The organism is Ruminococcus sp. (assembly GCF_017549005.1).
GTDB lineage: Bacteria > Bacillota > Clostridia > Oscillospirales > Ruminococcaceae > Ruminococcus.
Genome location: NZ_JAFYYT010000038.1, coordinates 46,011 through 64,505, shown reverse-complemented (window position 1 = coordinate 64,505; position 18,495 = coordinate 46,011). Strand labels below are relative to the sequence as shown.

The following is an 18,495-nucleotide window of genomic DNA, read 5'->3' as shown; positions in this document are numbered from 1 at the left end:
TTATTCACCGTATCTTTCTTTAAGGAAGCGGTACAGCTCGCGGAGAGCCGCACCTCTGTGACTTATCCTGTTCTTCTCGTCAGCGGTGAGCTCAGCCATTGTGCGCTCGCCCACCATGAACACGGGGTCGTAGCCGAAGCCGTTGGTGCCGCGCTGTTCATAACCGATAGCGCCCTTGCAGTCCCCTGACATGGTATGCTGACCGTTTTCATCTATGTATGCTATCGTACATCTGAAAGCTGCTCCGCGCTTATCCTCGGGAACGTCCTTCATCTCCTCCAGGAGCTTCGCACAGTGCTGTCCCTCGGGAGCGTATCTTGCGGAATATACCCCGGGTCTGCCGTCCATTGCGTCTACGCAGAGACCGCTGTCGTCGGCTATGGTGGGGAGATTTACAGCTTCGTATACCGCCTTTGCCTTTATGAGCGCGTTCTCGGCAAAGGTCGCGCCGTTTTCTTCGGGGTCGCAGTTTGCTCCCGCTTCGCGCTGCGATAATACCTCAATGCCGAGAGGTGCGAGTATCTCCCTTGCTTCGCGGAGCTTATTCGCGTTGTTCGTAGCCATTACAAGCTGCTTAATCATCGTCCTTACCTCCGAAAAGTCTACTGAAGAATCCGCGCTTTTTCTTCTTTTCAGGCTCTGGAGCAGCTTCGTTATCTTCCTCTGCTTCTTCCTCGCCGCCTTCATCTTCGCCTGTTTCTTCCTCATTCTCTTCTTCATCGATCACAGGGCTCTCATCAGCTTCAACGTCCTCGGATACTTCATCGTCAGAGGGCTGAACTTCTTCGTATACGGGCTCTTCTTCCTCTTCGTGAGCTTCCTCCTCAGCCTCGTCCACTGACTCTTCTTCGTAGTCCTCTTCGTCTTCTTCCTCATACGGAATGAACGCGCCGTACTCGTTGTAGCTGCCCTTTACGCCGTCAACTTCAACTGTATCGTCATCTTCCACGGTATCCTCAGTGTATTCCTCTGTCTCAGTCGCTTCTTCCTCTTCGTCCTCCTCAGGCTGCTCGGAGAAAGTAAAGAGAGCGTCAACGAACATATTGCTGTCAAACGGCTGGAGATCATCTATCTTTTCACCCACGCCTATCAGCTTTACAGGAATACCCAGCTCGTTCTTGATAGAGATAACGATGCCGCCCTTTGCGGTTCCGTCAAGCTTTGTGAGGACTATACCCGTGATAGGCGCTGTCTCACTGAAAAGCTTTGCCTGATTCACGGCGTTCTGTCCCGTTGTAGCGTCAAGGACGAGAAGTATCTCTCTGGAGCACTCCCCTGCCTTGGTGTCGATTATACGGTTTATCTTTTTGAGCTCCTCCATGAGGTTCTTCTTGTTGTGGAGACGGCCTGCGGTGTCAATGACAACTACATCGCAGCCCCTTGCCTTTGCCGCTTCGAGAGCGTCGTAAACTACAGCTCCCGGGTCTGAGCCCTCGGCGTGTTTTACGATATCAACGCCTGCGCGCTGTGTCCATACTTCAAGCTGGTCTATGGCAGCTGCACGGAAGGTATCGGCTGCCGCAACAAGTACCTTCTTGCCCTCCTGCCTGAACTGGTGGCAGAGCTTTCCGATAGTTGTGGTCTTTCCTGCGCCGTTTACGCCGATGACCATGATAACTGCAGGTGATACGGAAAGATCAAGTCCCGTATCGTCGCCCATTATCTCGGCGATGACCTCATGGATAAGTCCCATTATCTCCTTAGGGTCGGTGATACCGCGCTCCTTTATCTTCTTGCGGAGCCTGTCGCATATCTCCTCGGAGGTCTCAACTCCGATATCGCTCATTATCATCTGTTCCTCGAGCTCGTCAAAAAGGTCCTCGTCAATTACGGTGAATTTGTTGAGAACCCGCTGTATTCCGCCGAAAAGAAATTCTTTTGTCTTTTTAAGACCGCTGGATATCTTAGAAAAAATTCCCATGTATGCCCTCCAAATCAGTTCCAATTATAATATCGCAGTCACCTGCGAAAGTGTGACAATTTTTTTACTGTACGTCAGCAACGTCCTCCTGGAAATCCACCTGTTCCATTTTCAGGAGCTTGGATATACCGTCCTCCTGCATGGTTACGCCGTAGAGCACATTTGCCTCCTCCATAGCGCTTCTTCTATGAGTTACAAGCACGAACTGCGTCGTGTCAGTGAATTTTTTCAGATACTGAGCGTACTTCCTTACGTTTACTTCATCAAGCGCCGCGTCTATCTCGTCGAGTATGCAGAACGGCGCAGGTCTCAGCTTCAGTATAGCAAAATATATTGCTATAGCTACGAAAGACTGCTCGCCGCCTGACAGCGAGATAAGGTTCTTTATGACTTTTCCGGGAGGCGCTACGCTTATCTCTATGCCCGATTCCAGTACGTTCTCGGGGTCCGTGAGTATCAGCTCCGCCTTTCCGCCGCCGAAAAGCTCGACGAATATGCTCTTGAAGTTTGAATTAATTATTGCAAAGCTCTCAGAGAATATCCTGCACATCTCCGATGTGAGGTCTGTGATTATCTTTTCCAGCTCTGTCTTTGACTTCTGAACGTCCGCTATCTGCTCGGACATGAAGCGGTAACGCTCGGAAACTTCCTTGTATTCCTCGATAGCGTCCACGTTTACACTTCCGAGAACACGGATCTTGTTCTTGATAGTGGTCAGCTCCGCCTGAGCGGCGTTCATGTCCTCTATCTTCTCCGCAATGGCAACTGCCTCAGAGCGCGTGAGCTCATAGACCTCCATGAGCTGCCTGATGATATTGTCCGTATCACGGCATACGGTCTCCCTGCGCTCCTCAAGGCGGGTGACCTCGGCGGAGAGCTTCTCCTTGGTCTCGTTTATTGCCTTGAGACCGTTCTGCATCTCGTTTACGAGACGGTTCTGCTCCGTATGCGTATCGTGACAACGCTGTATCTCAGCATTGTATACCGCGGTATTGTCCTTGAAATCGGCAAGCTTCTGCTTCAACCCGTCAATTTCAGACTCTTTCTGCGCTATTATGTCCTTCTGACGGGATATCTCGTCCTCAAACTGCTTGGCGCCGCTTTTCAGCTCGGCTTCCCTGTCGTCTATGCGTGAGAGTTCAAGCTCCTGAGCCTGAACATCCTTTGCAAGCTCCATGCCCTTTATCTTCAGCTCTGACAGCCTGTCGGACAGCTCCTCACGCTGTATACGCAGCTTTTCGCGGATATCCTGTCCCTCTGCGAGCTTCTCCTCGGCAGCCTTTATCTCTGCGTCGGTCTCGGCAAGAGCCTTTTCGGAATCGGTTATATTCTGACGGGCAGCTGCTATACGCTGCTCTGTCTCGGAAATAAGCCTTTCCGAGTCCTCCGACTGTATGCGGAGCTGTTCCGCCATTGAAGCAAGACTTGTGAGTTCCGCTTCTATGCGGACTTTCTCTGCCTCGCACTGCGTCTGCTCGTCCTTTGCAGCTTCTGTGTCAAACCTGAGCTTCTCAGCCTCAGCACGGAGCTTCTCAGCTCTTTCACGGAGAGTATCACGCTCTGTTTCAAGCTTTGCTATCTCGCCGTCAAGCGTTTCTATCTCGTTCTTACGGGTGATGATACCGCCCGACCTCTGCGCCGAGCCTCCCGTAAAGGAACCGCCTGCGTTGATGACCTGACCGTCAAGTGTGACTATCTTGAACTTGTAGCCGTATTTCTTGGCGATAAGTGTTGCAGTGTCGATATCCTCCGCTATGACTATACGTCCGAGGAGCGACGCGATTATGCCACTGAACTTCGGGTCATAGGTAACTATTCTGTTTGCATTGGCAACAAAGCCCTCGCAGTTTTCAAGTCCCTGCTCGCGGAGTTCGTAGCCCTTCACCGAGGTTATGGGCAGGAATGTCGCACGGCCGCCCTTCTGCTCCTTGAGGAAGCGGATACAGCGCTTTGCGATATCCTCGTTCTCGACTATGATGTTCTGCATAGCGCCGCCGAGCGCAGTCTCTATGGCAACTGCGTACTCGGGCTCAACGCCGATATTCTGTGCAACAGTTCCCATTACTCCGCCGATGCGTCCCTGCTTTGAGGCTTTCAGGACCTGCTTTACGCTGCCTGCGAAGCCTTCCATGTTGTTTTCAAGGTCGGTGAGTATCTTTCTGCGCTGCTGCTTGTCTTTGAGCTCGTACAGTGCGCGCTCGAAGTCGTTTTTCGCCTGTTCAAAGCCCTCGCGGCGCGACTTGTAAAGCCTTTCCAGTCCGCTGAGCTTGTTCCGTATCTCCTCAGCCCTTGAAGTATTCTTCTCAGCCTGTTCCTTTACGGAAGCGGTCTGTATGTCATAATCCTCCAGCTTTTTAACGAGGTTTCCGCTGCTCTCGCGGAGAGCGGCAAGACGCTCGGTCTGTTCCTTTATCATGGATTTTGAGGATTCTATGGTAAAGCGGAACTCGCTCTGCCTGATGTACATACCGCTTATCTCGCTGCCTGCCTTATCCACTGAATCGCCGAGCTTTGAGCTCTCGCTCTCAGCCTTTTCAAAGCTCGCCTCAGCCTCTTTTATTTCGGCTTCGAGGGCTTTTTTCTTCGCTTCAAGCTCCTCAAGTCCCCTGAGCGCGGCTTTCCGCTCCTCTTCAAGAGCTTTTTTTGCCTCCTCGGCATTGTCGATATTTCTCTGAGCGGTCTCCACCGCTTCATTGCAGTGCTTTATATCGTTTTCGAGAACGGCTATGCCCGACTTCATATCAGAAGCGGTCTGCTCCTCCTCCAGCATTTTTCTGCGGAGCTCGTCGGCACGCATGGTGCTCTCCTGCATTTTTCTTATGCCGTCGGCTATTTTCTGTTCCTCGCGCTGTATGTCGTTCTCTATGTTCTCATATTCGTTCTTGCTGACAAGTATCTTTCCGTCCAGCTCATCAAGCTTGAGCTTCATCTCGTCAAGACGTGTCACCCATACGGATATTTCCAGCTTTTTGCGTTCTTCCGCAAGCTTTATGAACTTCTCAGCCTTCTGCGACTGTATACGCAGGGGCTCGACTCTGCCCTCCAGCTCGGAAAGTATATCCGTAAGACGAAGCAGATTTTCCTGTGCGGCGGTGAGCTTTCGCTCAGCTTCAAGCTTCTTGTACCTGAATTTGGAGATTCCTGCCGCTTCCTCGAAGATATCGCGTCGTTCGGAGCTCTTTGCGCCCACTATCTCAGCGATACGACCCTGTCCGATAATGGAGTAGCCGTCGCGTCCGAGACCTGTATCCATGAAAAGCTCGTTTATGTCTTTCAGCCTGCATGGCTTGCCGTTTATCTGGTATTCGCTCTCGCCGCTTCGGTAGAGCTTTCGCGTAACGGCTATCTCGTCACCTATATCGGGGATCGTATTGTCATGATTGTCGATATTCAGCGTAACTGCGGCAAAGCCCATCGGCTTTCTCGCAACTGTACCCGAAAATATAACATCCTCCATCTTGTTTCCGCGGAGGGTCTTCGTGGACTGCTCTCCCAGTACCCAGCGGACGGAATCGCCGATATTGCTCTTTCCGCTTCCGTTAGGTCCGACGACTGCGGTAAGTCCTTTGTCGAATGTAAGACTTATCTTGTCGGGAAAGGACTTGAAGCCCTGTATTTCCAGTGATCTCAGGTACACGCGCTCACCTCCTCAGTTCGCATTCATACTTGGGGATATCCTTATCCCCCACTAATTTTATGTCCACACCGCGCTCTGCAAAATAGGCGATGTTCGATCTCTTCTGTCCTGCCGCCTTGCTCAGACATCTGTCGTTGACGGCTATAACTGCGCTCCCGCCGTTATCAGCGGAGCGTAGTGCAAACTCCATATTATGGCGGTATATAAGTGCTTCGCACAGCTCGCGGAAAGCAGGGTGATAGAAACCGCCCACCATATCATGCTCCACAAATTCGCTGGCGTGAAGTCCGCATTTTATCACTCTTATGCCGCTCCCCTCGAACATTGTCATTGCCGAAGCGGCTATATCCACAGCCTTGTCAAAGCTGAAAGGCCTGTATTCCCCGGACAGGAGCAGCTCGCCGAGACGGGTGTTTTTCAGCACCACTACAGGATATATCCTTACAGTATCGGGACGAAGCGCTGCTATTTTTTCAACGGTAGCCCACTCCTTCTGCGGAGTACTGCCGTAAAGCCCTATCATCATCTGCAAGCCCAGTTCAAAGCCGAATGCCCGTATGAGCTCGCAGGCGTTCTCAACGTCTGCCGCAGTGTGTCCGCGCTCGTTGAGCTCAAGCACCTCGTCGTCCATTGACTGAGCTCCCAGCTCTATTGCGGTGACTCCATAGCCTTTCAGGAGCTGCAATACCTCGAAGTCGATGCAGTCGGGGCGTGTGGAGCAGCGTATGCCGCGGAACTTCCCGTCGCCCACAAAATCATGAGCAGCTTCAAGTAGCTCTGTCATATAATCGCGTGATATCGCGGTAAAACTGCCTCCGAAAAAGGCTATTTCCGTATTTTCGGGCTCTTTTACCTCAGCAAGCGCCCTTTCACATATCTCACGGACTTCCTCGCCCGTGGGAGCGTGCTGTGCTCCGCTTATGGTACGCTGGTCGCAGAAACTGCACAGATGAGGACAGCCGATGTGGGGCACGAATATGGATATGTTACTGTGCTTCATAGCCCATGAGCTCGAGAGCTTCCTTTGCGGCAAGCTGCTCGGCTTCCTTTTTGCTCTTGCCTGTGCCTTTGCCTATGACCTGATCGTTAAGGCATACCTCCACCACGAAACGCTTGTTGTGGTCGGGGCCCTCTTCGCCGATAAGGACGTATTCCACCTTTTCCTCGGGATTTTTCTGCACCACTTCCTGCAGAACGGTTTTGAAGTCGTTGAATACAGGCTTTTTCGCATGGCGTATATCCTTCGGCATGAAGCGCAGGATATGCTTCGATACAGGCTCCATTCCGCCGTCAAGATAAATCGCGGCAATGACTGCCTCAAAGGCGTCCGCAAGTATTGAGGGACGCTCCCTGCCGCCTGTATTCTCCTCGCCCTTGCCGAGTCGCAGGAACTTTCCGAGTTCTATCTCCTTTGCAAATATGTGCAGGGATTTCTCACATACAAGAGAAGCCCTCATTTTTGTGAGCTCGCCCTCTGCAACATTGAGATTCTTGTATAAAAAGTCGGAAACAACTATCGAAAGCACACTGTCACCGAGAAATTCCAGCCTTTCGTTGCTGCCGTTTGGACGTTTCTTCTCGTTTGCGTATGACGAATGTGACAGCGCCTGTTTCAGCAGCTGTATATCCTTGAATTTATAGCCGATCAGTTCTTCAAATCTTTCAAGATCTTCCATAGTATCACTCCTCGTCCGCAGCTTCGATACGAGATACGTAATTCTCTATCACTCCTGCGACATTACCCTCAACACAGCGCTTCGCCTGCCTTACAGCATTGAAGAACGCCGTACCGTCCGAGCTTCCGTGCGCCTTGATAACAGGCTTTTTTACGCCTAAAAGCGCCGAACCGCCCACTTCCTTGTAGTCCATCTGTTTGCGGAATGTCTTTATCTTTTTCAGCGAGAGCAGAGCACCGATCTTTCCTGCCCCCGAATACAGCCATTTCACCTTTTTTGAGAAAAAGCTTCCCATGCCCTCGTAGAGTTTAAGTGCGATATTTCCTGTGAAGCCGTCCGTAACGACTACCTGAACCTCGCCCTTCGGCATATCTCTTGCCTCGATATTGCCCACGAAGTTCAGCCCCGACTTTTCAAGGAGCTTGTAGGCTTCTATCTCAAGCTCTCTGCCCTTTGTCTCTTCGGTGCCTATGTTCAGCAATGCCACCTTAGGTTCCCTGACGCCCATTACCTTTTCCATGTAGGCGCTTCCCATTATTGCGAACTGTACAAGCATCTCGGGGCGGCACTCCGTATTCGCACCTGCGTCCACAAGCACGAAGCTGCCCTTGTCCGCAGGCATGACAGGCGACGGCGCTATCCGTTTAATGCCTTTGATACGCTTGACGATGAAGGTAGCTCCCATAACGAGAGCTCCCGTGCTTCCTGCCGAAACAAAGGCGTCGCCCCTGCCCTCCGCAAGAAGTCCGAGTCCTACTGCCATCGAGGAATTCTTCCCCGACTTGATTATCTCCTTCGGCTCCTCATGTATATCAAAAACATCATCGGTATGGACTATCTCTATACCGTCGAGACTTATGCCGTTTTCTGCGGCGCAGTCCCTTATCTCCTTTTCCCTGCCTGTGAGTATGATATCAACATCAAGCTCACGGACTGCCCTTTCGCAGCCCTTTATCACTTCCAGAGGAGCATTGTCTCCTCCGAAAGCGTCAACTATTACCTTTAAAGCCAATTCTCTCAAGCTCTCCTCTCAGCGACTTTACCGCACGTTCGGCATATGCGCCGTAGCGTTCCTTTTTATCCTTTATCCTTACGCCGATATCGGGAAGTATTCCCATATTTGCACCCATTGGCTGGAAACTGCCGCTGTTGAACGGATCGCTCACATAGCGTGACAGCGCTCCCGTCATGGTATCGGCAGGGAGCTGAACGGGCTCAAGTCCCTTTATTTTCCTTGATGCGGCTATACCGGCAATAAGTCCGCTTGCCGCACTTTCCATATAGCCCTCAACGCCTGTTATCTGTCCCGCAAAGTATATCTCCGGGCGGCTCCTCATGGAGAAGTCACTGTTGAGAAGTTCGGGACTGTTGATAAAAGTGTTCCTGTGCATAACGCCGTAGCGCATGAACTCAGCGTTTTCAAGCCCGGGTATCATTGAGAATACGCGCTTCTGCTCGCCGAATTTAAGATTTGTCTGAAAGCCCACAAGATTGAAAAGAGTTCCCTCGCGGTTCTCCTTTCTTAACTGAACCACCGCATAAGGCCTTCTGCCCGTGCGGGGATCGTCTATGCCCACAGGCTTCATGGGACCAAAACGCATGGTGTCCACTCCTCGTGAAGCAAGCTCCTCGATAGGCATACAGCCCTCATAAACGCTGAATGGGTGGGTCTCAAAATCCTTGAGCTGCACCTTTTCGGCTCCGATAAGCGCATTGTAAAAGGCAAGATACTCCTCCTTGTTCATGGGGCAGTTCACGTAGTCGGCGTCGCCTCTGTCATAGCGCGAAGCAAAAAACGCTCTTTCCATATCTATGCTCTCGGCAGTAACAATAGGAGCGGCAGCGTCATAAAAACTGAGCCCCTCGCCGCAGAGCTCCTTTATTATATCAGCCATAGCCCCCTGCGTGAGCGGTCCTGTGGCGATAATGACAGGTCCCTCGGGGAGCGACGTCACTTCGCCGCCTATGACTTCAATAAGAGGGTGGCTTTTTATCTTTTCCGTAACTGCGTCGGAGAACTTCTCGCGGTCAACTGCAAGCGCTCCGCCTGCCTCAACGGCATTCGCCTTTGCACAGGGAACTGTAAGAGAACCGAGAAGCTCCATTTCGTATTTGAGAAGCCCTGCGGCTGACTCTAATCTTGCCGCTTTCAGAGAATTCGAGCAGACAAGCTCTGCAAAACCACCGTATTTATGTGCAGGAGAGAACTTTTCGGGCTTCATTTCGTAAAGCCTTACGTTTATCCCTGCCCCGGCGACTGCCCATGCAGCTTCGCAGCCTGCAAGTCCTGCGCCGATAACGTTTACGCATACGCTCATTTCTTCAGCTCTCTTTCATAGCCGCAGCCCTCTGTCTCACAGACGAGCTTTCCTGATTTTCCGCCCTTCATAAAGAGGGTCTTGCCGCACTGAGGACACAGCTCGGGAGTCGGAACGTTCCATGTCATGAAGCTGCAATCGGGGAATCCCTCACAGCCGTAGAAGCTCCTGCCCTTCTTTGACTTTTTCAGCAGCATTTTCTTTCCGCAGCGCGGACAGCTTCCGTCCGCCTCGGTAACTATCTTCTTGGTGTTCTTGCACTCGGGGAATCCGGGACAGGCAAGGAATTTTCCGTACTTGCTGTACTTTATGACCATATTCCTTCCGCAGAGCTCGCATACCACGTCGGTCTCCTCGTCGGGTACCTTCACGCGCTTGCCGTCCATAGCTTCTTCCGCCTGTTTCAGGGTCTTTGAGAAGTCGTCGTAGAACTCGCGGAGAGTGCTTACCCAGTTCTTTTCGCCGTGCTCGACCTCATCGAGGTTGTTTTCCATTTCGGCTGTGAACTTGGCGTCGACTATCTTCTTGAAGTGATCCTTCATCAGCTCCGTGATGACCTCGCCGAGATTTGTGGGCTTGAGAGCCTTTCCCTCGTGCTCGACATAGCGTCGTGCCGTGATAGTTGTAATTGTTGGAGCGTAGGTACTTGGTCTGCCTATGCCGTTTTCTTCCAGCGCCTTTATGAGCGAAGCTTCCGTATATCGCGGAGGTGGCTGTGTAAAGTGCTGGTTGCCCGAAATCGACTTGAGCTTGAGCTTGTCGTCAGCCTTGAGCTCGGGCAGCATTTTCTTCGTACCGTCCTCAGAGTCTGTGGACTCGACATACAGCGCCATGAAGCCGTCAAACTTTACGGAATAGCCCGAAGCTCTGAATGTACAGCCGTTCGCTTCTATATCTGCGGAAACTGTGTCGAGGAGGGCGTTCGCCATCTGACTTGCGATGAAGCGCTCCCATATGAGCTTGTAAAGCTTATACTGATCGGCGCTGAGACTGGACTTTACTCTTTCGGGAGTAAGCTCGGGAGTAGAGGGACGGATAGCTTCGTGAGCGTCCTGAGCGTTGCTCTTTGTCTTGAAGCTTCTCGGCTCGGGAGGCAGATAATCTCTGCCGTAAACAGTTCCGATATAATCAGCGGCAGCCTTCTTTGCCTCGTCGGATATACGCAGGCTGTCGGTTCTCATGTATGTGATAAGACCCACAGCGCCTACTCCCTGTACATCGACACCTTCGTAAAGCTCCTGTGCAGCCTTCATGGTGCGCTTTGCACTGAAGCTGAGTTTACGGGAGGCTTCCTGCTGGAGAGTCGAAGTTATGAACGGAGGCGCAGGCTGCTTCTTGGTAACGCGCTTCTTTACCGAGGTTACTGTATACTCAGCGTTTTCAAGTCTTCTGAGCAGATCGTCAGATTCTGCCTGATTTGCTATTTCAAGCTTCTCGCCGTCAACCGCTACGAGAGCGGCGTCAAATACCTTTCTCGACGAAGGTGCCGTGAACTTTGCGTCGATAGACCAGTACTCCTTGGGAACGAAAGCTCTTATCTCGTTTTCACGGTCAACTACAAGGCGGACAGCTACAGACTGTACTCGTCCTGCCGAGAGACCTCTTTTAACCTTTTTCCACAGGAACGGACTGAGCTCATAGCCCACAAGCCTGTCAAGGATACGCCTTGCCTGCTGAGCATTTACAAGGTCAACATCTATCTTGTGGGGATTGCTCATACCGTTTTTAACGCCTGTTTTGGTGATCTCGTTGAAAGCAACGCGGTTGTTGTCGTTCATGTCGAGCTTCAGCATCTGCGCTATATGCCATGATATAGCCTCTCCCTCACGATCAGGGTCGGTTGCGAGGTAAACCTTGTCGCACTTCTTTGCGCGCTTTTTGAGCTCCTTGATAACGTCCTCCTTGCCCTTCATATCGGTGTACTGCGGCTTGAAATCGTTATCCTTGTCAACGCCCATTTTTGACTTGGGCAGGTCGCGGACATGCCCCATTGAAGCAATGACCTCGTAGCCTGCACCAAGATATTTCTGAATAGTTTTTGCCTTTGCAGGCGACTCTACTATAACTAAATCTGACATTGGATTTTCCCCTTACTTTATAAGTTCAAACATTTTGCCCGGAAGCGAACGGACAACGCCGAATATTTCGAGTTCTGTGAGCTCGGTCATAAGCTCCGACGGGTCGAGCCCGAGGCCCTGAGCCAGCTCGTCTGCGTGGAGCGCCCCGTTTCCAAGAGCTTCGGCTATACGCTTCTGCTGTTCTGACAGGTCGTCGGGAAGCTCGGTGCGTTTCTGCTCCGTAGCAGTCCGCTCCTGTCTCACAGGTATATTATCCGATTCATACGTCATATAGTCAGCGGCAGACAGATCATCGTCATTACCTGCCGAAGAAGCAGCCTTTGCGGTATACCTTACCGATAACTGCTCCTTTCTTTCCGTAATACATTCCATTACGTCGGAAGCGTCATACATAGGCAACGCACCGTCACGCAGCAGCTTTATATTGCCTGCATACTCGCCGCTGAATATATCCGCAGGCGGCAGGCAAAGCACGTCTCTGCCCTGTCCTGCGGCAAGATTTGCGGTTATCACCGAACCGCTCTTTGCGCCTGCCTGAAATACCACCGCCGCTTTTCCAAGAGCCGCAAGTATCCTGTTCCTTTTAGGGAAATTCGGAGCATACGGCTGGGTACCCGGCGGAAATTCCGATATAAACACTCCTCCTGCAGCCAGTATCGTATCCCTGTAAGCAAAATTCTGCTTCGGATAGTCCACATCTACTCCGCAGCCCATAACACAAGCTGTCGGTCTGCCTATCTCCGCGGCAGCCATACTGCACGCGAGGTCTATGCCGACTGCAAAGCCGCTGACTATAACGGCTCCCCTGGCAGAAAGCTCCGAGCATACCTCCTTTGCAGCCCTGAGGCTGTAGTTATCAGCCTTCCGCGTACCCACAGCGGTAACGGTTATGTCGGTCTGAAGGCATGAGATATTGCCTTTGTAATACAAAACGGAGGGAGGATTATAGATATGTCTGAGCTGTGCAGGGTACTCCTGTGAGCTGTAGCATATCACGCCTATTCCGCGCTTTCTGCAGTTTTCAAGAAAAGCCTCTGCATTATGCAGCGGAACTCCGAAAACGTTCTTGTTTTCATTTTCATTGAGGCTCACCGCCGGACTGTCCGAGGTAAGCGAGACATAAGCTTTCTCAGCATTGCGGTAAAAGCTCATGACCTCCCATATACGGTGATTGCCGGTGCCGAATACCATATTCAGCCACAGCCAGTATTTTGTCTCGTCCACAGTCAAGCCCCCTTATTTCACATTCTTTCCGCATACAGTGCAGAAAAGCCATAATTATTTACTGAGCTCCCACATGAGGATACCTGCGGCCATTGCCGCGTTGAGAGAGTTGATATTCCCATGCATGGGTATTATTATCCGCCTTGTACAGCGGTGTGCGATATCGTGCGGTAGTCCGTTGCCCTCATTGCCTATGAATACAGCCTGAGTCCCCTCAAAGCCGCAATCCGTTACGAGTACCGCGTCCTTGTCTATTACTGCCGCCGAAGTAACGGCTCCGACATCATCAAGCTCCGAAAAAAGCGCGTCGGCGTCGTTTTCGATGGCTATCTTCATCCTGAATACAGAGCCCATAGTAGAACGTATCACTTTCGGGCTGTACAGATCGCAGCTCCCCGAGAGAACAACTCCGTCGATACCAAGAGCGTCGGCAGTTCTTATCATCATGCCGACATTTCCCGGGTCCTGCAAACCGAACAGCACAAGGTACTTGCCGCCGCTTTTGACTATATCGCGCACTCTGCGCTGCACAGGTATGCGGCACATGGCAAATACGCCCTGAGTAGTGTCCGTTGAAGCAATCCTGTTACCAAGCTCATTTGAAATGACAATAGTTTTTGTACTCCTCAAATCAGCCTGTAAAAGCTCTTCGCCGAAGCGCTCCTGCGCTTTCTGCGTGAGTATGAGCTGAGTTATGCCGCTTTCCTCGCGAAGAGCGTCCTCTACTATTCTCTGCCCCTCCAACACGAATAAGCCGTACTGAAGCCGTTCTTTTTTCGATGAAGAAAGCCTCTGATACAGCTTGACTGTGGGATTATCTTTTGAAGTGATGATGTTTTCCAATAGCACAACACCGCCTGTATTATTCGTAATGCGTAATCGCAGATATCCTGCAAATTACGCATTATGAACCAACGAATTAACAAAAACACGCTCTTAAATTAATAAGAAGCGTGTTTATTATCTGAATTAAAGAGCAGCCTTTGCCTTGTCAGCAATTGCTGTGAAACCAGCTGCGTCTGTGATAGCGATCTCGGAGAGCATCTTTCTGTTGAGAGAGATACCAGCCTTCTTGCAGCCGTTCATGAATGTTGAGTAGTTCATGCCGTTGAGCTTTGCAGCAGCTGAGATTCTTGTGATCCAGAGCTGTCTGAACTGTCTCTTCTTCTGCTTTCTTCCGATGTATGCATAGTTGCCTGACTTCATTACGGCCTGCTTAGCCATCTTGAAGTGCTTGCTCTTAGCGCCCCAGTAGCCCTTAGCAAGCTTTAAAGTCTTGTTTCTTCTCTTACGGGTCATCATTGCACCTTTAATACGTGCCATAGTCTTTTACCTCCAAAATTAAAATTACGGGAATCGCACTTACTGTACGGAACTATATTTCCGCTTCAGATTACATATAAGGAACGAGCTTCTTGATAGTAGGTGCATTTGTGCAGTCAGCAACACCGGCATTACGAGCAATTCTCTTGCGCTTTGTATCCTTCTGAGTAAGTCTGTGTCTCTTGTTGGTGTGCTGGTACTTTACCTTACCGCTTCCTGTAATCTTAAAACGCTTCTTAGCGCCCGAGTGAGTTTTAACCTTTACCTTTGCCATTATATGATCCTCCTTACTTAGCGGCCTTTGGCGAAACGAACATTACTATGCTGCGTCCCTCCATTTTAGCCGGCTTATCCACAGTGCCTGCCTCAGAAACTGCTTCCTTGAAGCGATCAAGCAGCTCGCTTCCAAGTTCGGGATGTGCAATAGCTCTTTTGCGGAATCTTACCGAGACCTTGAGCTTATCGCCGCCCTGTAAAAATTTGACAGCCTGATTTACCTTCGTTTCAAAGTCATGAGTGTCTATTGTGGAGAACATTCTGATCTCCTTGATAGAAACTACCTTCTGATTTTTTCTTGCTTCCTTTTCACGCTTAGCCTGCTCGAAGCAATACTTTCCGTAGTCCATAACGCGGCATACGGGCGGTGTCGCCTGCGGAGCGATCTTAACGAGATCCAGATCCTGGTCGAAGGCTATCTGCTGAGCCTCTTTGGCGGATAAAACGCCGAGCTTTTTACCGTCAGCGTCAATTACGAGTACTTCCTTGTCTCTTATCTCTTCGTTGATCTGCAGTTCCTGTTTGCTAATAGTCAAGCACCTCCAAGCAAAATAATTTAAAAACAAAAATGAGTGCAGAAAATATCCGCACTCACCAATACACATTGAATATATCACAGCTGCCGCAAGAACAGCACTGACAGTTCATTACATATTGACCGTTTCAGCATAGCCCGACGGTGAGAACGCATAGTTCTGCTTTGTTTACTCAATAATTATATACTCATTTCCGATAATTGTCAAGGCACTTCTTTATTTTTGTCATTTTGCACAGTATCGTCTTTAAAGAAACTGCACATTTTATCCCAAATTGCAAATCTCACCCTATACTTTTTCGGATGTTTAAGTATATCGAGTTCCTTAGCGTCGAAATGCTTTTCCTCTTCGTCCTTGTCATCGTCTATGCCGCCGTCCTCAGCTTCACAGGCGGCAGGCAGACAAAGCGGCGGATACATCACGCACCACCAGTTATGTCCCCCGGCTCTGCCTATTTTTATGCGGAGAGCTCTGTAACGTCCAGCAGGCATTGTAATATCGCCGTAAATCCGCTCGTCAAATTCAACGTCCGCTAGCTCCGCCGTTACCTTGTCTCCGCAGCCGTTCTCACGCAGTACACGCTCCGCAGTACGCTCTATATCTCCGAGGCTCTCAGCGGCTATCGCCTCTGCCTCCGAAAGGTCGGCAGCTCCGTTGAAAAGGCCACTCCTCAGAAGCTCGTCCCTCACTTTCAGCTTGAGCTGCTGGTCTCTTGCACTGTCCGAGTCAGCAAGGATATGCAGCCGCAGAACGCTGCTCCGAAGCTCATCAAGACTCCGACCGTCGCTGATAAAGCTCCCCATATTTGAAATAAGTATGGCAAGTATTAGCCCTGCCGCCATGACAGCTCCCGTGGGCTTTTTCATAAATATCACCTCAGGGCTATCATTGACAGCTTATGGCAGCTTTATACAGCAGTTCCTTATCTTATGGGTATCATCGGCAGCTCTATGGGCTTGTCATCATCGGAAACAGGCAGAGTTGCCTGCGTTATCTCCTCCGCTGCATGGATCTCCTCAGCCTCAGGTGGGATTATGCCTTCTTCTATGAGCTTGCTTTCCTCGGGACTGATAGCAGCTGTGGTTTCAGTACTTACAGTCGAAGTAGTCGTCGCGGTAACTGTTGAAACCGCAGTTGTCGCCGAAGAAGCAGCAGTTGTGCTCACCGTCGTTGCAGCAGCAGTCGCAGCCGGAGCAGTACCGCTCTCCGTGGTACTTCCGTTCTCGTCTTTGCAGCCGCAAAGCGCAAGAGCTGCAAATAAAATAACAGGTATGATTCTTTTCATGATAAAACTCCGAAAATATAATTATATCCGAACAATGGCAGCCCGAAGGCTGCCATTACATCGTTACTTGGGCTGAAGCTCGATATCGCTGGATAAGAGGCTCTCTGTGATAACGTCCTCCGAATCGAACTTGATTATCTCCATTTCGGGAGCAATATACTCTTTTTTCATGTTATTACCTCACTTTTACTTTTTGTTGTATTCGTCAGCAGCAGTTGCGTACAGGAATACTGCCCATGCAGCTTCCCTGAGCTTATCAGTGCTTTCGCTGTTCATAACGCGGTAAACATAGGACATGGGGCTGAATGTATACTCCATGCCGTCAACGGTCAGAGTGTGTGTATTTATAAGCTGATGTGCGGGGATATTTGCAATTTCATAGCACTTTCCGTACTTGCTCATGTATGGTGTAACTGCCTGTCCGTCAATCTTTACGCCCGAGCCGTTTGTATAGATCCTTACAGCAGTCTCAGAGTCAAGGATAAGAGAAAGCTTGATATCGGTGCCGCTTGCGATAGTCGGTGCATAGTTGTCAAGGATAACGGCAAACTGCTCCGAGACCTTATTTACTGTGTTTTTTGTGCCCTTGAAGTAGTTTTCGGCAGCCTTGCAGTAGTTTTCGAGGGTGTTTACCATAATAGTGGTTACAGGGTCTTCTTTATATACCTTTTCCTTTTTGATATCATCAATATAGCCCTGTACGCTGCCTTCGCCCTGTGAATGATTGCTAAGCTCATACCTTGCTTTGCACACAATAAGCTGACGCCCATCTTCGTCATATGTCTTTAATGTGACCTTTTCATTTGCCTGAGTCGCATTAATTGGATATGTGAATTTATATGTTCCGTTCTCCTGTGCAACTTTTGAAAAATCAGTATATGTTATATCGCCGTTAGGACCGCTGAGAACAACCTTTGCAAGATTTTTGCATGGTTCAATGAAGAAATTAGCACCGATTGTTCCGTCAAGAGTAACGCTTTTGCCGACAATTGTACTGATATCAGGTTCAAGTTTTGGACAATCTTTGAGCATATCCCCAATATATAATACAGATGTCGTATCAAAGTTGCTCAAATCAAGTGCTTTAAGAGAAGAACAACGATTAAACAGCTGTGACATCCATACTACGTTGCTTGTATCAAAACTACTTACATCAAGTGATTCAAGGCTTGAATCGCCAAAAAACATTCCATCCATTTTTGTAACATTACTTGTATTGAAATTACGTAAATCAAGAGATTTGAGATTTTGGCATCCAGCAAACATTGAATTCATATCCGTAACATTACTTGTATTGAAATTACTTACATCCAATTCTTTAATTTTTCTACATCCCTGAAACATACGAGCCATTATTGTAACGTTACTTGTATCGAACTTGCTAACATCAAGCGATTCAAGATTGTAAAGTCCGTTAAACATACCACACATATTAGTAACATTGCTTGTATCAAAATTACTAATATCAAGTTTTTCAAGACTTTCACAGCCAAAGAACATCTCAAACATTCCAAACATATCTGTAACATTTAGTGTATCAAAATTAGAAAGATCAAGTGACTTGAGCTTTTGGCAATTACTGAACATTTGGTTCATATTAGTAACCTTACTTGTGTTAAAAGAACTAACATCAAGATTTTCAAGCCCCCTACACTCAGCAAACATTCTATCCATATTGGTAACGTTGCTTGTATCAAAATTACTTACATCAAGAGTATCAAGGTATGAAAGCCCATTAAAAAGCAGTGACATATCTTTAACTCTGCTTGTATCAGCTGAACTAACATCTAAAGTGTATAACCAATTGTATCCAGAAAACAATCCACAACTATCTACAGGGAAAGATACATTTTGAGTTACAATATGGTAAACTTTATTTCTAAATTGAACACTTTTAACTTTTTTCTTATACGCACTCCAGTCATCATAACTTGAAAGACCTATTAGTGTTAGCGTATGACTCTCCTCATCATAAAATATTTTTTCTTTTATGATTTCGTCAAGTTCGTCCGCATTTGCAGTCAAAACACTGCCGAATAATGCTTTATCCGCAGCGGGGGCTGATATTCCGCTGCCTATCAGGGCAACAGCCATTACAGCGGCTGCCATTTTTTTGAACGTTCTGTTTTTCATTCTAACATCTCCAACTCCGTATTGAAATTATTAGCCGTATAATACTAATCGCTTTTTACAACAAGTATTCAGCAAACGAATAAATTTT

Annotated in this window: 15 protein-coding genes and 1 pseudogene; all 16 read right to left on the bottom strand. The window is 49.2% G+C overall.

Features of this window, described 5'->3' with window-relative positions; all coding sequences use genetic code 11:
• The 16 genes and pseudogenes from rdgB to IKW96_RS09545 all read right to left on the bottom strand — a co-directional run bounded on the left by rdgB (position 1) and on the right by IKW96_RS09545 (position 18,407).
• Positions 1 to 582, bottom strand: coding sequence for an RdgB/HAM1 family non-canonical purine NTP pyrophosphatase (gene rdgB / locus IKW96_RS09620; RefSeq protein ID WP_296573778.1), 582 nt, complete (start codon positions 580 to 582; stop codon positions 1 to 3).
• 439 nt (positions 583 to 1,021) lie between these two features.
• Positions 1,022 to 1,921 (bottom strand): annotated as a pseudogene (gene ftsY, locus IKW96_RS09615) (signal recognition particle-docking protein FtsY); the annotation flags it as partial.
• 64 nt (positions 1,922 to 1,985) lie between these two features.
• Positions 1,986 to 5,558, bottom strand: coding sequence for a chromosome segregation protein SMC (gene smc / locus IKW96_RS09610; protein WP_296573775.1), 3,573 nt, complete (start codon positions 5,556 to 5,558; stop codon positions 1,986 to 1,988).
• Positions 5,559 to 5,562: 4 nt separating this feature from the next.
• Complete coding sequence (locus IKW96_RS09605) at positions 5,563 to 6,558, bottom strand: elongator complex protein 3 (RefSeq protein ID WP_296573772.1); 996 nt, start codon at positions 6,556 to 6,558, stop codon at positions 5,563 to 5,565.
• Positions 6,545 to 7,234, bottom strand: coding sequence for a ribonuclease III (gene rnc / locus IKW96_RS09600; protein WP_296573769.1), 690 nt, complete (start codon positions 7,232 to 7,234; stop codon positions 6,545 to 6,547). The genes IKW96_RS09605 and rnc overlap by 14 nt, the downstream gene beginning before the upstream one ends.
• Positions 7,235 to 7,238: 4 nt before the next feature.
• Entirely contained in the window at positions 7,239 to 8,246 is a 1,008-nt protein-coding gene (gene plsX, locus IKW96_RS09595) for a phosphate acyltransferase PlsX (protein ID WP_296573766.1), read from the bottom strand.
• Positions 8,224 to 9,552 carry a methylenetetrahydrofolate--tRNA-(uracil(54)-C(5))-methyltransferase (FADH(2)-oxidizing) TrmFO gene (gene trmFO / locus IKW96_RS09590; protein ID WP_296573763.1) on the bottom strand — a complete coding sequence of 443 codons (1,329 nt, stop codon included), beginning with the start codon at positions 9,550 to 9,552 and terminating at the stop codon, positions 8,224 to 8,226. Before trmFO ends, plsX begins: the two co-directional genes overlap by 23 nt.
• Positions 9,549 to 11,630, bottom strand: a complete 2,082-nt coding sequence (gene topA, locus IKW96_RS09585) for a type I DNA topoisomerase (RefSeq protein WP_296573761.1) — start codon at positions 11,628 to 11,630, stop codon at positions 9,549 to 9,551. The genes trmFO and topA overlap by 4 nt, the downstream gene beginning before the upstream one ends.
• A gap of 12 nt (positions 11,631 to 11,642) precedes the next feature.
• Entirely contained in the window at positions 11,643 to 12,854 is a 1,212-nt protein-coding gene (dprA, locus tag IKW96_RS09580; RefSeq protein WP_296573759.1) for a DNA-processing protein DprA, read from the bottom strand.
• A 54-nt stretch (positions 12,855 to 12,908) separates the two neighbouring features.
• Complete coding sequence (locus tag IKW96_RS09575) at positions 12,909 to 13,697, bottom strand: RNA methyltransferase (RefSeq protein ID WP_296573754.1); 789 nt, start codon at positions 13,695 to 13,697, stop codon at positions 12,909 to 12,911.
• Between the two features lie 126 nt (positions 13,698 to 13,823).
• Complete coding sequence (gene rplT, locus IKW96_RS09570; protein ID WP_294753896.1) at positions 13,824 to 14,177, bottom strand: 50S ribosomal protein L20; 354 nt, start codon at positions 14,175 to 14,177, stop codon at positions 13,824 to 13,826.
• 70 nt (positions 14,178 to 14,247) lie between these two features.
• Positions 14,248 to 14,451, bottom strand: coding sequence for a 50S ribosomal protein L35 (gene rpmI / locus IKW96_RS09565; protein WP_019678115.1), 204 nt, complete (start codon positions 14,449 to 14,451; stop codon positions 14,248 to 14,250).
• A 13-nt stretch (positions 14,452 to 14,464) separates the two neighbouring features.
• Complete coding sequence (gene infC / locus IKW96_RS09560) at positions 14,465 to 14,989, bottom strand: translation initiation factor IF-3 (RefSeq protein ID WP_295085117.1); 525 nt, start codon at positions 14,987 to 14,989, stop codon at positions 14,465 to 14,467.
• 203 nt (positions 14,990 to 15,192) lie between these two features.
• On the bottom strand, positions 15,193 to 15,855 hold the full coding sequence (locus tag IKW96_RS09555; RefSeq protein WP_296573751.1) for a stage II sporulation protein R: 663 nt from the start codon (positions 15,853 to 15,855) through the stop codon (positions 15,193 to 15,195).
• Between the two features lie 56 nt (positions 15,856 to 15,911).
• Positions 15,912 to 16,274 (bottom strand): hypothetical protein, encoded by a 363-nt coding sequence (locus IKW96_RS09550; RefSeq protein ID WP_296573748.1) that lies wholly within the window; start codon positions 16,272 to 16,274, stop codon positions 15,912 to 15,914.
• A 186-nt stretch (positions 16,275 to 16,460) separates the two neighbouring features.
• Positions 16,461 to 18,407, bottom strand: a complete 1,947-nt coding sequence (locus IKW96_RS09545; protein WP_296573746.1) for a BspA family leucine-rich repeat surface protein — start codon at positions 18,405 to 18,407, stop codon at positions 16,461 to 16,463.
• Positions 18,408 to 18,495 lie beyond the last annotated feature (88 nt).

What these genes read in the sequence shown, in the direction of transcription:
- IKW96_RS09550 (WP_296573748.1), bottom strand. Translation starts at nt 16,274, where the DNA reads ATGAAAAGAATCATACCTGTTATTTTATTTGCAGCTCTTGCGCTTTGC.
- IKW96_RS09545 (WP_296573746.1), bottom strand. Translation starts at nt 18,407, where the DNA reads ATGAAAAACAGAACGTTCAAAAAAATGGCAGCCGCTGTAATGGCTGTT.
- rdgB (WP_296573778.1), bottom strand. Translation starts at nt 582, where the DNA reads ATGATTAAGCAGCTTGTAATGGCTACGAACAACGCGAATAAGCTCCGC.
- rpmI (WP_019678115.1), bottom strand. Translation starts at nt 14,451, where the DNA reads ATGGCAAAGGTAAAGGTTAAAACTCACTCGGGCGCTAAGAAGCGTTTT.
- rnc (WP_296573769.1), bottom strand. Translation starts at nt 7,234, where the DNA reads ATGGAAGATCTTGAAAGATTTGAAGAACTGATCGGCTATAAATTCAAG.
- IKW96_RS09605 (WP_296573772.1), bottom strand. Translation starts at nt 6,558, where the DNA reads ATGAAGCACAGTAACATATCCATATTCGTGCCCCACATCGGCTGTCCT.
- trmFO (WP_296573763.1), bottom strand. Translation starts at nt 9,552, where the DNA reads ATGAGCGTATGCGTAAACGTTATCGGCGCAGGACTTGCAGGCTGCGAA.
- topA (WP_296573761.1), bottom strand. Translation starts at nt 11,630, where the DNA reads ATGTCAGATTTAGTTATAGTAGAGTCGCCTGCAAAGGCAAAAACTATT.
- rplT (WP_294753896.1), bottom strand. Translation starts at nt 14,177, where the DNA reads ATGGCACGTATTAAAGGTGCAATGATGACCCGTAAGAGAAGAAACAAG.
- IKW96_RS09555 (WP_296573751.1), bottom strand. Translation starts at nt 15,855, where the DNA reads ATGAAAAAGCCCACGGGAGCTGTCATGGCGGCAGGGCTAATACTTGCC.